The sequence below is a fragment of the Halobellus salinus genome (assembly GCF_014646875.1).
GTDB lineage: Archaea > Halobacteriota > Halobacteria > Halobacteriales > Haloferacaceae > Haloquadratum > Haloquadratum salinum.
On the sequence record NZ_BMOC01000019.1, the window covers coordinates 30077 to 45019 of the forward strand.

Consider the following 14943-nt stretch of genomic DNA (forward strand, 5'->3'; position numbering starts at 1 on the left):
CGTCGGCACCCCCGGTCAAGAGTGAATAACGAGACAGTAGAAGACACACAGATACAGGCCGCATCTCCAGCTGAAGCAAAGCAGGGTGAAATCGGATCAGTCGGAATCGGGTATCTTGATGCCGTACTGACGGAGGAGATCAGGAGAAACCGTCCCGACACCGGCTTAAAGGACGGATTGCTGGCCGAAGAATAGTCAAAACAACGATTGTTCCTTCAACGTTTCACAATACACGGACGACGAGATTGGACCCACACACCCCTCGTCCAGAGTGAAACGGTGAAAGAGTCCCTCGGTGGGACCAACAGAAACCACACGACGAGTCGGCAGGAAAGCACCGAAATCACAAGACGTGGGACGAGTACACCTATTACAGCAGTCGTCTCAGAGTCGATGATCTACCAAACATACCAATATTCAAAGTATTACCTAAAAGTTTTATTACTACCTACCCCCTACCACCCGCCAAGTGCATTCAGCACAGGAAAGAGGACAAAGGCGGCATTCGTCCGGGTGGTTCTGAACCGCTGCTCGTGTTCGCTGTTCCCTTTCTTTCGTGTTTCTCCGTGTCAGGCTGTCTTCCCGTGATTCTCGTTGATCTCTCCCTACGAGAACCCCCGTTTCCCGTGGACCTTCCCCCACACCCCTGATTGGTTTTCACTCTGGACGAGGGGTGTGTGGGCGACGTATCCTCTCCGACTTCCAGTCCGTCTATCCGTTCGTCATTAACCAATACATCTCCTGAAAACCCTGATGTTGTTGGTTAAGTTCTTTCAACCTCGATGAAGGCGGCCAAGTTCGTTTCACGGGCCTCCGCAATTTCGCTTTGAATTTCCGTCCGATCCCAGCCGAGTGGTGACAGCACGCTCTCGACAGCTCTGACGAGTTGTGTCTCGTAGTACGACGCATCGTACGACTCAATCTCCTCGTGAGCCAATGCAACCCGCTCTCGTGAGTTTTTCTCGTCGTCGACGACGACGTACTCGAGGTCCTGTCCTGGGTGGACAGCGAGATCCTGCTCGCGAGCCCGCTTTAGCGCCGCCACGTTCTGGGTGTTCTGAGAGTAGCCTTCCAGCGGCTTCGAGACGCGATTCCGTTCGACGAGCTGCTCGACCGGCACCGTTCCAGTGTGGAGGCGCTTGATCGCGTCTTGGAGACAGTCGAGGACAGCGTCCGGAGATCGAGTCACGTCGAGCCGTTCGAGACAGTCCCGCTGGATGTCCTCGATGAACTGCGGGGTCGAACGCTGCCGGGCTTCGATCCCTCTGATCTTGAAGTCGTCGTCGCCGGCGACCTTCCCGAAGTACTTCGTCAACGCCCCGGCGTCGCTCTCGCGCTGCGGCACGAACGCGACCCAGTCGTAGTGGGCTTCGTGTTCAAGCCGAATCTCGACGCGCTCCGTGATCTCCGTCGCGAGCGTGTCGAGGTTTTCGCGTTCATCATCGTCGACGTCGGGGTCCGGGGTCACCCAGATGGAGTCGACGATACCGTGAACGACCCGCCAGCCGCCAGCTTCCAGCCGCTGTTTCGCCGTCAGCAGAATCTCGCGAGCGAACGCGTTGATTGCCTCGTGGCACTCGATGCGACCGAACTTCGCGTTGCTGAACCCTTGATAGCCGAAGCAGGCGACGAGGATCCACTTCAGCGCTCCCGACCGCCCCTCGAGCTCAGCCAGTCGTTCCTCGTCGGGATCGTCCCGTTCCTTCTCGCGACGGATGGCCGCCTTGATCTCGTCGCGGGCGTCGATGATCGGCTGGAGGACATCGACGAGGTAGCCCGGGTCGTCGCAGATCGAGTACCCGAGGCCGGGGACGTCGTCGCGGTCGCTGTGGCAGCTACACCGGATGACGTCCGGTGAGACGTTCCGAGTGCAGATGATATTCGGATACAACGAGGAGAAGTCGAGTTCGTGGACGTTCTCGTGGAGCCCGACTTCGGGTGCGAAGATGAAGCCGCCGCGGTCGGCGTCGTGGAGCGTCCCCATCGGCTTGTAGAACTCGTGGCGCCAGGAGTTCCATGGGACGAGGACGCCGCGGTCGTGGGCCTCACAAATCTGGATCGCCGTGAGTACGTTCCCGATCGACGCCCACGCGAGTTCCTGGACGGGCTTTTTCGAGCGCGACATGAGGTCGAGGACGCCGTCAAGGTTCGTCTCCCCGTAGAAGAACGTGTTCGACTCGTCGATGATCGCCCGGCCGGGCACGTTGTACCGCGCCGGCGAGTGACCGACGCGGCCGTAGCTCGAGTACGTCGACCGGCTCGCCAGCTGCTGGTAGTTGACGTCCGGCCACCGACTCAACGAGAAGTCGTCGACGCTGGCGTCCGTCGCCATCTCGTGGAGGGTCGGGACGATCTCGCTCGTCGAGCAGACCAGGACATCCGGATCGTGTGCTTCGAGCGCCCCTTGGACGGCGGTCAGGATATCCGTCGACGAGCCAGTGACGGTGTCGCCGGCGACGGACAGCTCCCCATAGACGTCGTTGCTCGTTTCGGTCACCGGGACGCTGAGCCGGAGCGTCGACAGCTCGCTCGCCGGTGTCGGATCGATGCCGGTCTCCAGACAGTACCGGAACTCTCGCGAGAAGTCGACATTGAAACAGGCGAGATCTCCGACTGGATAGGACGACAGCTGGCGCGCTTGCTGGGCGAGTGGAGTTACGCGGTCGATGTGGGCAACGTCGACGGCAAGGACTGTCTCCTCGTCCCGTCGAAAGCCTGGTCGTCGCGCAACCATTTCGGTCGCGACGACGTTCGGGTGCTGGTCGTACACCGACTGGAGCGTCGTGAGGTCGAGGTCGGACGCTGGGTCGCGAGCGGCGACGTAGAAGCGTGGGGTGTAGTCATCGCGCTCGGTCGCGACGGCGCCGTCGGCAGTTGCCTCCCACTCCAAGACACGGCCGTCGTCTAGGAAGTCAATACTGAATGGCATTTTGGCTCTTTCTCTACCAAAATTCATGAGTCGCCGGTCAATAGGCGGTGGCGTGTCATTTCCAGAATTCAGAAATTTTGCTCATGAACGCGCAACAGACCCTATGCCGTCTGTTTCTCCCTTTTGTACCTTTCCGGAATGCGTTCCGGAATCCGTGTCTGCTTTCTGTAATATGAGCTACCGCTAACCCAGTCTGCTAATATATTCAAAAATGACAAAGGATGTTGAATACAGAGGAGGACTATCTGTGTCCACCATCTTCCGATGAATCAGACGTTAGAGTAGGTTTCAGTACTGACCGAAAACTTACTGGGCACTCATCAGAAAACCATATTTAATGCAGAAACGTCGATGGATCGTTCTCAAACTGACAGGCCTGCTCAAACCTGTCTATCGCCGGCTAGGATTCTTCCCATATCGAGGTTCCATATTACTGCAGAGAAACACCGAGACGAAACCGTGGGCCAGCAGAGAGAAACTAAAACAGACTATCTACGGTCTCTATGAGCGACGATATACATCGGCCACAGCGCTTCTACTGCTGATTAGTACATTTCTTCTCACTGCCGCAGTGAATATCTCCCCGTTCGCCACCCCCAGCTGGTTTGCTGTCAGCACTGTGTGGCAAACCCATGCAACGATAATCGGGCTAAGCTTCGTCGTTCTAGTTTTTCTCCTTGAAATAGTTTCGCGAAGCCGCCTTGTTGAGGGTGCGTTAGAACAGTTCCTGCGGAAATCGATGGTGCTACCCATCCTCGTCTACTCACTTCTTGGGAGCCTGATTATCGGTATTTTGGTCCTGTATCCGGGTCTCCGAACAGATTGGATTAATCCGAATCTACCTGCTATATTTTTCACCGTCACTATTCTTGGCGTAATGTTTGTCTATTGGAAAGTTGTTACACTGGTGCTGACCGACGAGACCGACCAGGAAGCATACAGCATATTGAAAACCAATATCACCCAGAAAATCCATCAAGATGTCACGATATATGAATACGACCAGATCCTAGAAACTGAACTACCAGAGGGCGTTGAAACACAGAAAACGCTGTATCCATACTATGGTGGTGGAAAGGATTCTCTGACAGCTGAGGACCTTGATCTGGATGGAGTGGTCGCAGACATACACACTCCGACTTTGGCCTATGGCGTCTCTGAACTCATACGCATCGGTGAAATCCATCAAGAAGACAGTGACGAACCAGATGAAGAGAAGGATCACCCCGTCGAGATCCGCGTCAAAATCGGGGATCAGCTACAGGAGTTCTCATCAATCCTTCACATTGATTCAGATTTCTTCCACAAGGAGATGGAATCAGTCTATCCTATCATCGCATCTAGCATACTCACCCGACCGGGAACAGGACGAAACGATACTATCCGGACCATCCACAAGTATACCGATTTTATGGATCAAGAAGGCAAGCGAATCGTCCGAAATGCAGAGACACGATCATTCCTCTACTTCTTAGAACAATACGAAGACGTGGTGCTTCACTCGTTGAATGAGTTGGAGGAAGCTCGATTCCTAATCGAGGAACACCGCTACACAAACGCCGATCTCCCATTCTATAACCTTGATCAGATCCTGTTCCGCGTCTTCGAGGAGTCGCTTGATGAGATGAACCGTGAATTTGCCAACCACATCTTAGACTTAGTTGACGCCATCGTCAAAACGACGGCAGAAAGGGAACTGTTTGGAGCCTACCAACGATATATGAACCTCTATTCCCGGTTCTATTTCGCTGTGGCACTACGGAAGGATACCCTCCCTGAGAATTTCTCGATCGAAATCACCGATCATCTCATCGAAAACTTCCAATTCTCCGTAATAAACGGAGAAAATAAAGACTATGACGTGCTTGATGATCTTGACGGGTTTGACCACTCCGTTACCAGCTACAGCGAGGTCGCGCTGGACCAAGCTCACCGGATGTTCAAATATGCATTTGAAAACCAGGATGCTCGAGCATTCACGAAGTTATGGAATGCAGTTAGCCCGCTCCGAGACACCGATAATAACGCTGTATTAGAAACCGTCCGGCGAGAATCAGAGAATCTGCGGTTTAATGCTGCTGCGATGACTTATGATATCTCGAAGGACAGCGAAAAATACCAAGACACGTTTGACACGATCTACAACCGCTGCATATTGAAGACGTATCACGAGCTCCCTAGGCTGTTTGACATCTATTTCAGGATCCAGGAAAAAGACGGTCACCGCACCCGATGGGGACGGTGGGGCCACCAAGAACATGATATTATTCAAGAGATGCATGGGAAGCCATACTCAATTGAGCCAGAGTACAGCTTGGGCGAGTTCTACTGCTTTACCGGAATTATGTCCGGTTTTCTTTCCGATGACCGTGAACTCAACCCGTTGAATGGGAAGTCACTGAGCGATGAGGATTTTCGCCGCATCAGGATGTCCTCCCATGATGTGAGACGGAAGAAGCCATTTCTTGGGGTGCGACAATACGTTGATGAAGACGATTATGAGGAGAGGGCTGACCGGTTCATAGAGTACCACGAAGAAATCGTTGAGGAGGACCAGTCAGAATAGGAGGTGTTCGCTTAGAAACGCCCTCAAGTTTAGGTAACTGAGAAGCGCCGGCGGCAGCGGGTTCCGGTGGTTCAACAGCCCGCTCGCGTCAGCGTGCTCGCGGGCGTACTCGAACAGCCGGTCGAACCATGGCTGGTCGCGACGCCGCTGTCGGCGATTGCCTCCCACCCCTGGACGCGACCATCATCCAGAAGTCGATAGTATACTGCTCCATCCTACTCGTTCACCCCTCCGTCGTTCGCTTTCCGGAATTCACCTGGCTGAATTCAGCCAGTGCATCTCCTGTGAGGAGAATATAGCATTTCACCTATGAACTATGTTACTCTGAACTGTGCGTTTCCATATGAACGACCGAATTCCACCAGAGGAGTTTGCAGACGTCAACGAAGCGGTCGGCGAGGAATGGGAAGCAGAAACACACCCTATGAGCGCATTCGACACGTCGTTGCGCATACGTACAACCCCGTTTCAGCTGATGCCGTAGCTGACGATGCACGGACGGCTCCAAAGACCGCTCGAAAGCACCTGAATACACTCGCGGATGAGGGGTTTGCCGAGACGACACCCGGCGAATATGGCGGCACGCTCTATCGGCGCTCTCCTGAATCACTCGTCGTCGAACAGGCTGTTGACATCCTCGAGCACGTTTCGACCGACGAACTTGTAACGCGAATCCAGGAGATACGTGAGCAACTCACCGAGTATAGGTTGGAATTCGGCGTCGAATCTCCCAAGGAGTTGGTTGTTGACCAGACGAATCAGACGCTCTCCGAATCCGGGTCTCCAGAGGACGAGATTGACCTAGAGACGATTCGTGAGTGGAAGACGCTCCGCCGAGACCTCGCGTTCGCGAACGCTGCGATCTCGATCGGCAATGCCGAGCAATTCGTCGGCACTGGCCATCGCTCAATCGGCGATAGCGGTCCTGCCTGAGTGAGCGAACTGGGTGGGGTTGTCGACCTGACAGCATGGCAAGACAAAAGAATATATTTTGGTCGGAGAAAGAAATATGTGGTCTTAACCCGTTGGTCGAAGTATGTCAGATGACGTCCGTCGCGACGGCCCGCCGTCATTCGACCGGCCATTCGAAGGCGAGGACACGAAACAACGCGTGTACGGCGCGGTCCTCCATGCACGAGAGCCGATGACGGCCGCCGAGATTGCCGAGCGTGCAGACTGCTCCGAAGAGTCCGCACGGACGCATCTGTCCTTCTACGCTGACCTTGGCATCGTTATCCACCACGATGGCCGTCCAGCTCGGTACGAGCGCAACGACGACTACTTCGAGTGGCGCCGAGTGAATGAGTTGGCGAACGTACACACCGTCGAAGAACTACAGGCTCGGGTCTCGGATCTCACCGACCAAATAGAAGCATACCGCGAGGAGTACGACGCTGACTCGCCCGGTGATGTCGATGTTCTCGAATTCGACGCCGAGCGCGTTGACGCCGTGTATGCGGACCTCGGGGACTGGGCGACCACAATCGAGGAGCGCCGACTCCACGAGCGTGCCCGCCAGAAGGCGACTAGCTCCACAGCGTCCTCCCACGGCTGACAATGGTACCGGCCGACGACGGCGCGAGTCCCGCGCCACTGGACCGTGCGGTGTTAGAGCGGATACAGTCCCGATTCGCTGGCCGTCGGATGTTCGAAGCAGTGGACCTCGTCAAAGGGGGGAAGCTCTATCTCCGTGTCGAACTCGCCGGTGATTACTACCCGGGTGATGTGTCTGCTCGGTTCGAGATTCGATGGTATCGCAACGACGACTTCACCGTTCACTATCAAGAAGAGCGCCAAGAGAGCGTATGGAAGTGTCGCTGGGACCGCCACCCCAGCAGTCACAACGAACGAGACCACTTCCATCCGCCGCCGGACGCAAGTCGCGCCGACGCAGAAGACGCACAGTGGCCTCAAGACCATCGTGACGTCTGCCGCCTTGCCCTCGATTACGTCGAAGAACGGATCGAAACTCTGTGGGAACAGCAGTAGGACGCAAAACAGCCTCGCTGCCTTCAATCCTGCTTGAAACGCGTGATCTTCTATGCGATAGGCTCCAGCGACTTCATAGAGAAATCTGACTTTGAGCAATAGCGTTCTGCAAGGTTCATCAACGCTCGAGTCCGTCGGATATCGGCCACGTTGTGGATGATGAGTGGCTCGTAGGCGCCCTCCTTCCATGCGGTGACCGCTTCACTACTGTCGGTGAATGGATCAAGGTCGTTCAATCCGGCGCCAATCAGTTCCTCGTAGACGCCACTCAGCGTATCTTCACTCGTATTGAAGCGCGTCTCGAAGACGTCCATCACGTCGACGTATGGCAACGTGCCAAAGGGCCACTCAAGCCCGTGCGTACAGAGCCGTGTGCGAAGGAACGGGAGGTCGAATCCTCCGTTCCACCGCTCACCGTTGTACGCAACCAGCTTAGCATCACGTTGGGTGAGTGTCGACGTGACAAACGTCGCCAGTTCGTTCAGGAGTCCCTGTTCGCTGTCGTGGAGTGAGAGCTGTACCGGTGTCTGGAGGGCGTCATTGAGCCGATCTGCTAGGCCTGCTTCTGGTGTCGTTCCGGTATGGAGAAACACTCGCGACGAGACCGCCGAATCGAACCCAACTACTGTGAGTTCATCACCGGCCTGAAATCCCGTTGTTTCGATGTCGAAGGCGATTGTCGTCAACTGAGTCATTCCGACCCTCCAGTGGTGCCTTCGCTAGACGATTGCTGCTGTTCGCCCCCAGTTTCCGAAAGCCGTCGTTCAAGCTCTGTTAGGCGTTCCTCGTGGTCGTCGAGGCGGGCCTCCTGTTCGAGATCAATGCTGAGCAGCGCCGGCAGCAGCGGGTTCTGGTGGTTCAACAGCCCGCTCGCGTCAGCGTGCTCGCGGGCGTACTCGAACAGCCGGTCGAAGCGCGGCTGGTCGCGACGCCGTAGTGCCCGCCGGAACTCCGCCCACCGTTCTTCGATGGCCCGGAGCGCATCCCGGTACGTCGGGTTCGTGCGCCCCATCGCTATCGGCCTCCTGTCCCGGTCGCGGTCCACGCATCGAGCAAGGGATCCGCGGTAGCCGACACTGTCTCCCCGTCAGCGGTGACGCCCGTCCCGACGCCTTCGGGAGTTGGCGTCGACGGCGCCGCCGTCGTCGGTTCAACGCCGAGCTGCGTGGCGCGTGCCGCGAGCAGCTGCTGCCAGTACGCGAACGTCGTCTGGTAGTACGCGCCGTCGTCGACGGGATAGACGAGCGTCTCGAAGTCCTCGCCGACGACCCGTGGGCCCATCCGCGTCTGCTCGCACTCCAGGTGGTGGTCGGCGACCGTCGCGACTGTTTCGGTGAATTCGTTTCGTTCGTTTCGCGTAACGAGCACCGGGATGTCGTACCCCTCGGCGAACGTCGCTAACCGGGCGAGCGTTCGAGCCTGGAGGGTTTTCGCGTGGGTTTCACCGAGAGTATCGTCAGCACGGTACTGGGCGTCGACGGCCGGTGCGACGATGAGGGCAGGTGTGTGGGGCGACGTGTCCTCGTCACGACTCGGTTCCCCTCGACTGGCCGTCCCGGTGTCGGTGGTAGACATCTGGATCGACTTGTTCACTGCCGTTGGGAGATCACAGACGGCGCCGTAGTGCTGGTAGGCGGTAAATCCGCGTGCCACGTGGATTCGGTTGAGCAACCGTTGACTGGGCGCGATCTGGGCGAGTGTCGTCGTCGTCGCGTGACCGTTTGCGTCGACCCAAAAGGCGGGCCCGTCGTTAAGGAGGAGGTGGTCGAGCACGAGCGACTGCAGGATCGGGACGCCGCGGCCTCCCTCGACGTCGAGCAGCGTGATGCCGTCGCTGAGTGACGGCAACAACATCTCGTCCGTAGCCGGATCGGCCTGGTCAGCGAGGGACCGATTGCGGTCAGCGCCCCGTGTCGGCTGGTCCACCGCCAATCGGTTCGACGTTGAGTGTTCTCCCATACTCGATTAGTTGTCTACGTTCCCGATAAGCCGCGGCGTGTCGCTTCCGCGTTTCAGGAAACTCGATGTGATCCCCTCCAATCCCGGTACAGTCCCGGGTAGTCTCCGTTTGGATTCTGTTTCCGAGAATAGTTCCTGAATCGACCGTACTTCGTGTTAACCAACGCCCGGCCGTATTGACGGCGGTGTGTTGGTTAAACCTACCCAGCTGCAGTCTCGAGCCTGACTGCTCGGAATGTTAATGCTCAACGCCACGTTGGAAGAGGTGCTCTATGAGCTATCCACGAACCCACGTCGACCACCGAAACCCCGACCACCACGAGTCAATGCACCCAACTCGAAATATCGTGAACGCCCACGTTGTTGCCGGGGAATTCCTCACTTCGCGGTACCACGAGGCGCTTCAAACTGTTCTCCATCCCCTCGGCGAGTCTCTGGACACCAAAGACCAACATGCGCTCAACGACCTTGGCATCGTCCATGCTAATGGTTCCTTGAACGAGCTTTCCCCTATCGTTCGCACATACGTCAAACTCGATGAGTATTGGACACGCACCCATCGTACTGCGCTCAACGAACTATTCGCTGTTCGACGTGCTCACGTCCTGAGTTGCTGTACGCGGTTCCTTTCTGAGTTCCCTCGCCACACTCTTGAAGCCGAATCTGGCCGTTCCGGAACTGCGCTGGATACTACCCTTGCTCCGCTTCTCGAGTGCGGATTTCTCTCGCACACAGATGATGAGAAAACCCCATACTCTGTTGATGAACACCACGCGCTATATCGACCGATTGAACGGCTCTTCGACGCACTTCTTGACCAAGCAGCTGTTCTCTGTGATCTTCTGCCCCCGACCGAGCTCTAATCGGCGATTCAGAGACTTTCGGCTCTATAGAAATCATCTTGGTCACATACTATCGGCGGTGAAGCACCCGGTAGGTGGGCTTGCATATGCTCCCCTCGTTGATTGTAGCCTGAGAGGGTTTGGGGGGTGTAGCACAGCAAAACTACCTTGTAGCTAGTTAGCAAATACAAGATGGAATGAGACATCCCCGGAATGAAACTCCATCAATTTTCTGGAAAACTACTCCAATCGGATATGGGTATAGTGACCGTAAGTCAGAGCCATTCATTGCATCCGGGTTTTATTATAACCATCAGTGGGGAGTTTCAGAACAACATAAGAGTGCAGATCTACCCAACACTGGTCCGTATCTTGTCACAAATAAACATGTTATCCAACCCTCAGACTATCCTCAACCGGATTCTGTGATCGCATATACCCGAAATCCTGGTGAGGTTCAGGAAACGACCAGACATCACATTGATCTCTATAAGTCAGATGGAGAACCAAAGTGGCGCGAACACCCTGAGAACAATAATATTGATATTGTACTGATACCGCTTGATTTTGAACTGCGAGAAACTGCAATGTTTCATAGAGCCAATATCGTTTCAGACCCTACTTCTATATCTGGGGGCGATCTTGCGGAGGTAGTTGGTTATCCTGCTGAGATGCGTAATTTCCATAGACTACCAATTCTCCGACAAGCACTGATATCTAGTTCATATCAGGTATCATTTTATGATTCCCCATATTTCGTGATTGATGCACGGCTTCACGATGGAATGAGTGGCAGCCCTGTGGTCTATGCGCCATCTGTTGTGGATATTGAAGTTGACGAGCAAGAAATTGATTCAGATTGGGGGACAGTTGAACCGTTTACAGTAGAGGGCACTACTGAAAGAAAACATACACGCCTACTTGGAGTCCATTCAGGGGAACGTCTAGAATTTGATGACGAAATCTCTATGGAAGATATTGAATCAGATCTCCCTAACCGTGATTCTGACCCTGACTTGAGAGATTTCTTGAGAGAATTAGAAGGTCGTTTAGAGAATATCGAGCGTGAAACAGGTATTAACCGAGTCTGGCACGCAAAATACATTGATGACATAATTAGGAATTATTGATTGAATGATTATTTTCAGGTAGCAATATGGTGTCTGATCTGTACTTACCGGCCATCCCCCAAATCTACCATCAAACGAAGGAGCATCAGAACCAGCCCTTCACATTTTCAAATACGTTGAAGACTCTCACGGTCGGACTGGGAGGTATGTGTGGCCGAAACTCGCTTTTCATCGACCAGGCCGACCTCGAGGCCCGCTTCGATGCCGAGGTCGTCGCAGACGGCGGGTACACACCCCGATACAACATCGCGCCTGGCGACGACCTCCACATCATCACGAACGAGGCTCCAGACGAGATCGACGCCTACCACTGGGGGCTGATTCCGTTCTGGGCGGACGAGCCCGAGGAGGGAATCATCAACGCTCGCTCCGAGACAGCCGACGAGAAACGTGTCTTCGAGCGGGCGTGGGAATCACGTCCCTGCCTCGTCCCCTCGTCGGGGTTCTACGAGTGGAAATCGCCGAACGGCGGGTCGAAACAGGCCTATCGGATTCACCGCGAAGACGACCCCGCGTTCGCGATGGCTGGCCTCTGGGACGTCTGGGAGGGCGACGACGAGACGATCTCGTGCGTCACGATTCTCACAACGGAGCCGAACGACGTGATGAACTCAATCCACGACCGGATGCCGGTTGTCCTTCCGCAGGACGCGGAGTCCGACTGGCTCACCGCAGATCCTGACACGCGCAAAGAACTGTGCCAGCCGTATCCGAAGGACGATCTAGACGCCTACGAGATTTCGGCGCGGGTCAACAACCCCGGCAACGACGATCCCCAGGTCATCGAGCCGCTGGACCACGAGCAATCGGGCCTCGGCGAGTTCAGTTCCTGATAGCTGACGGGGTCACGGTTACTGCATCGGCGACGCCGCTGCCGAATCGACGAGCGAGTACTCCCGATCCCGACTCGTACCCTCCGCTTCGAGGAGGTTGTACTGCTCCATCTTCGAGAGGTACGTGCGGATCGTCCGTTTCGTCCGTGGGTCGTCGACGTCCTCGGAGTAACGCTCGTGAATCTCGCTCGGCCCGATCGGGCCGTGTTCGCGAACGATGTCGTAGACGACTCGCTGGTGCGGCGTGAGTGAATCGAGGCTCTTCTGCTTGATCTGAGCCCGGGCATCCTCGGCGGCGTCCAGGAGGATATCGTCGGTGATGCGCTCGTGGTTCTCGCGATCTGCCTTGCCGGCGGCCGTTCGGAGGATGCCGATTGCGAGGCGGGCGTCGCCGGCGGCGGCGTCGGCGATCCGATAGAGCTGGTTGTCGGTGATGACGTCCTCGTCGAGCCCCCACTTCGTCCGAGCACTCAAAATGTCGTACAGCTGCTCGTCGTGGTACTTGTCCATCCGGACGTGCTCGCTGGAGCGCAGCCGACTCACAAGGCGGTCGTCGACGCGGCTGAACAGCTCTTCTTCCTTGTTCGCGATGCAGATGATCGCGAACTGCGGGAGGCTGTGGAGGTCGTAGATGACGCTGGGGTCTTCGAGCTGGTCGACCTCGTCGAGGATGACTACCGTCCGCGGACCGTCGTGCTGCTGGAGGCGATCGACGAGTTCGTCGTGGGGCGTCGACTGCCGGTGGATGTCGATTGTTGCGCCTAGGTCGTCGAGGATCTGGTAGAGCGTCCGGAATCGGGTGTAGTTGCGCCAGCAGTTGACGTAGGTGGTTTCGACGTCGAGCACTTCCTCACGCAGGCGTTCGGTGACAAATTGCGAGATGCACGTCTTGCCGGCGCCGCTGGGTCCGGTGACGATAGCTGTGTCGGCGGGTTCACCGTTCGTGATGGGCTCGAGGACGCTAGAGAGGTGGTTGACTTCGGCGTCGCGATGCTCAACTTCCCGAGGGACGAACCCGGCGCGGAGAACGCGAGCATCGCGGATCATCTTTGCTTGATAAACTGATTTTCTGGCTAGTACTAAAAACGTGATTGGGTTGTTTCCGGAAACCATCTATTCAGTTCCATATTACTTGTCTTATCCCTCTGCTGTCGTGCGATTTCTAATTGTGGAAAACCAAGATTTCTGGGAATTTCCGGAATTGGCTCACTAACGGGAGAACCACTTTCTCGTATGCGCATTCTGTCGCCGACAGCTAGGTACTCGATGGCGTCCTGATTTCGAGACCGTCCGTGCGAGATCCCCTGTTGGGGAGGGGATTGGCCGTCCAAAAGACGAACCAGCCACGTTACTACAGAACGCTAATCAGACACGTCTTCGATACGTCGAATATGGCAGACGAGAGAACCGAGGGTGTGATCGTCCACCTCGTGGACAAGCACGGGGAGGGCGAGATCGAGCGCGAATACGACGACTGGGAGATTGTGGACGAGGGATGGATTAGGTGCATCGGCCCGTCGCATGGTGGCGAACTCGACAGTGGCCACGTACCCGTCTCGTACTACCCACCCGAGCGTGTGGTCTCCGTCGATGTTTACGAGAAGCCTTCGCGAAAGTCGGTCTGACGCGCCGATAGGGAAGCGATCTCGCCCCTGTCCAGATCAGGATTTGATTAGACCGGGAGAGCAAAGCAAAGGTTCTCTACCTCGGGCGCAAGTGAAATGACCCGAGCTTTCCGCTGCAATTCTTGGCGACGGTCTTCGATACGCTGCTCAAGTTTGTTGAGCCGTTCCCGTTGCCCACGAATGGCGATGTCCATATTCGACCCGGCCTCTGCTTTCCGCTCATAGTTCTCGATGAACTCCTCGATCCGCTGGCGTTCAGCTTCGGCATACTCCTCGAGGTCATCCAGTTCTTGCTGGGTTTCCTCTCGGCGGCGCTCCTGTAGTTCTTCCCGCAAGGACGTGACCTGCTGGCTGATGTACCGGTCCGCAGCTTCTCGCAGCTGATCCTGACTCTGTATCAGCGATCGCACACGGTCCGCGTCGGGCGACCCTTTGATACTGTCACCCTGAACAACACGCTGACCCATCCGTTGCCGGGGGTCATGATGGCGGGCATCGACATACACAGGGATCATATCTTCCCGAATGACCTCGCCCGTCCCGTCCTCGAACGTCACACGGTAGTTGTACGCAATTCCCGGTTCGTCGACGAACGGGAGGAGCTTTAGCCCAACATCTCCGTGCTCACTATCCAGGATTTGCTGCATTAGCCGCTGGACCAGATCATCATCGGGTGAGACGTAGTCGATACCATCGTGGTCCATCGCGAAGTCTCGGCTAAACGTGAACGGCCCGTATTCCTCGTTTGTTCCTTGCCGTAGGGAGCGTGGCAGCTGTGCCCTGTAGAGATTGCTTCCGGCTTTCTCGACGTCGCCACCGAGCGCCTCGACGCCGCGTTCCACGAACTCGTGGATGTCGGCCTCCGTCCCGTAGACATCCTCGGACTCGTCCATCACCTCCTGAATCTTCTCTCGGCTCTCTTGATCAAACGTGCTCGTGTCGATGAGGCTGCGTTCGTACCACTCCTGGAGCGTGCGTTGACGCTCGTCGATGAGCTCCTCAAGTTCCTCCTTGGTTGCACTCGCCGGTTCGTCGTTCTGGATGGACTCCATGATGAGCGAGTCGACGTT

The 14943-nt window shown here is 56.1% G+C and carries 13 protein-coding genes and 2 pseudogenes; 9 read left to right on the forward strand and 6 right to left on the reverse strand.

Translation table 11 applies throughout. From position 1 onward, the window contains the following. Nucleotides 1–21 precede the first annotated feature (21 nt). A complete protein-coding gene (locus IEX72_RS12910; protein ID WP_188788001.1) occupies nucleotides 22–195 on the forward strand; it encodes a hypothetical protein in 174 nt (57 codons plus the stop codon). A gap of 568 nt (nucleotides 196–763) precedes the next feature. On the opposite strand, the gene IEX72_RS12915 is transcribed toward IEX72_RS12910, so the two are convergent. Further along, nucleotides 764–2929, reverse strand: a complete 2166-nt coding sequence (locus IEX72_RS12915; RefSeq protein ID WP_188788003.1) for a type B DNA-directed DNA polymerase — start codon at nucleotides 2927–2929, stop codon at nucleotides 764–766. Between the two features lie 337 nt (nucleotides 2930–3266). Here IEX72_RS12915 and IEX72_RS12920 point away from each other — a divergent pair, with 337 nt between their 5' ends. The 4 genes and pseudogenes from IEX72_RS12920 to IEX72_RS15580 all read left to right on the forward strand — a co-directional run bounded on the left by IEX72_RS12920 (nucleotide 3267) and on the right by IEX72_RS15580 (nucleotide 7484). After that, the gene (locus IEX72_RS12920) at nucleotides 3267–5495 is read left to right on the forward strand and encodes a hypothetical protein (RefSeq protein ID WP_188788005.1); all 2229 of its coding nucleotides are present in this window, start codon (nucleotides 3267–3269) and stop codon (nucleotides 5493–5495) included. A 343-nt stretch (nucleotides 5496–5838) separates the two neighbouring features. Then, nucleotides 5839–6428, forward strand: a pseudogene (locus tag IEX72_RS12925) (DUF7342 family protein). Nucleotides 6429–6531: 103 nt separating this feature from the next. Beyond that, nucleotides 6532–7050 (forward strand): DUF7342 family protein, encoded by a 519-nt coding sequence (locus IEX72_RS12930; protein ID WP_188788007.1) that lies wholly within the window; start codon nucleotides 6532–6534, stop codon nucleotides 7048–7050. A gap of 89 nt (nucleotides 7051–7139) precedes the next feature. Next, on the forward strand, nucleotides 7140–7484 hold the full coding sequence (locus IEX72_RS15580) for a hypothetical protein (RefSeq protein ID WP_345782310.1): 345 nt from the start codon (nucleotides 7140–7142) through the stop codon (nucleotides 7482–7484). Nucleotides 7485–7534: 50 nt separating this feature from the next. Here the strand turns inward: IEX72_RS15580 and IEX72_RS12940 are convergent, their stop codons facing one another. From IEX72_RS12940 to IEX72_RS12950, 3 genes are read right to left on the reverse strand one after another with little or no spacing between them, the layout of a single operon-like run. After that, on the reverse strand, nucleotides 7535–8179 hold the full coding sequence (locus IEX72_RS12940) for a ribonuclease H-like domain-containing protein (protein ID WP_188788009.1): 645 nt from the start codon (nucleotides 8177–8179) through the stop codon (nucleotides 7535–7537). Continuing rightward, nucleotides 8176–8496, reverse strand: coding sequence for a hypothetical protein (locus IEX72_RS12945; RefSeq protein ID WP_188788011.1), 321 nt, complete (start codon nucleotides 8494–8496; stop codon nucleotides 8176–8178). Before IEX72_RS12945 ends, IEX72_RS12940 begins: the two co-directional genes overlap by 4 nt. 2 nt (nucleotides 8497–8498) lie before the next feature. Next, on the reverse strand, nucleotides 8499–9338 hold the full coding sequence (locus IEX72_RS12950) for a hypothetical protein (RefSeq protein ID WP_229663838.1): 840 nt from the start codon (nucleotides 9336–9338) through the stop codon (nucleotides 8499–8501). A 377-nt stretch (nucleotides 9339–9715) separates the two neighbouring features. Here IEX72_RS12950 and IEX72_RS12955 point away from each other — a divergent pair, with 377 nt between their 5' ends. From IEX72_RS12955 to IEX72_RS12965, 3 genes are all read left to right on the forward strand, one after another. Continuing rightward, complete coding sequence (locus IEX72_RS12955; protein ID WP_188788015.1) at nucleotides 9716–10306, forward strand: hypothetical protein; 591 nt, start codon at nucleotides 9716–9718, stop codon at nucleotides 10304–10306. A gap of 176 nt (nucleotides 10307–10482) precedes the next feature. Then, nucleotides 10483–11415, forward strand: coding sequence for a S1 family peptidase (locus IEX72_RS12960; RefSeq protein WP_188788017.1), 933 nt, complete (start codon nucleotides 10483–10485; stop codon nucleotides 11413–11415). Between the two features lie 146 nt (nucleotides 11416–11561). Then, nucleotides 11562–12248 (forward strand): SOS response-associated peptidase, encoded by a 687-nt coding sequence (locus IEX72_RS12965; protein WP_188788019.1) that lies wholly within the window; start codon nucleotides 11562–11564, stop codon nucleotides 12246–12248. An 18-nt stretch (nucleotides 12249–12266) separates the two neighbouring features. Here IEX72_RS12965 and IEX72_RS12970 read toward each other — a convergent pair whose 3' ends face one another. After that, nucleotides 12267–13295, reverse strand: coding sequence for a Cdc6/Cdc18 family protein (locus IEX72_RS12970; RefSeq protein ID WP_188788021.1), 1029 nt, complete (start codon nucleotides 13293–13295; stop codon nucleotides 12267–12269). Between the two features lie 344 nt (nucleotides 13296–13639). On the opposite strand from IEX72_RS12970, the gene IEX72_RS12975 reads away from it, so the two are divergent. After that, nucleotides 13640–13873, forward strand: coding sequence for a hypothetical protein (locus IEX72_RS12975; RefSeq protein WP_188788022.1), 234 nt, complete (start codon nucleotides 13640–13642; stop codon nucleotides 13871–13873). 47 nt (nucleotides 13874–13920) lie between these two features. On the opposite strand, the pseudogene IEX72_RS12980 reads toward IEX72_RS12975, so the two are convergent. Continuing rightward, a pseudogene (locus IEX72_RS12980) lies at nucleotides 13921–14943 on the reverse strand (helicase-related protein); the annotation flags it as partial.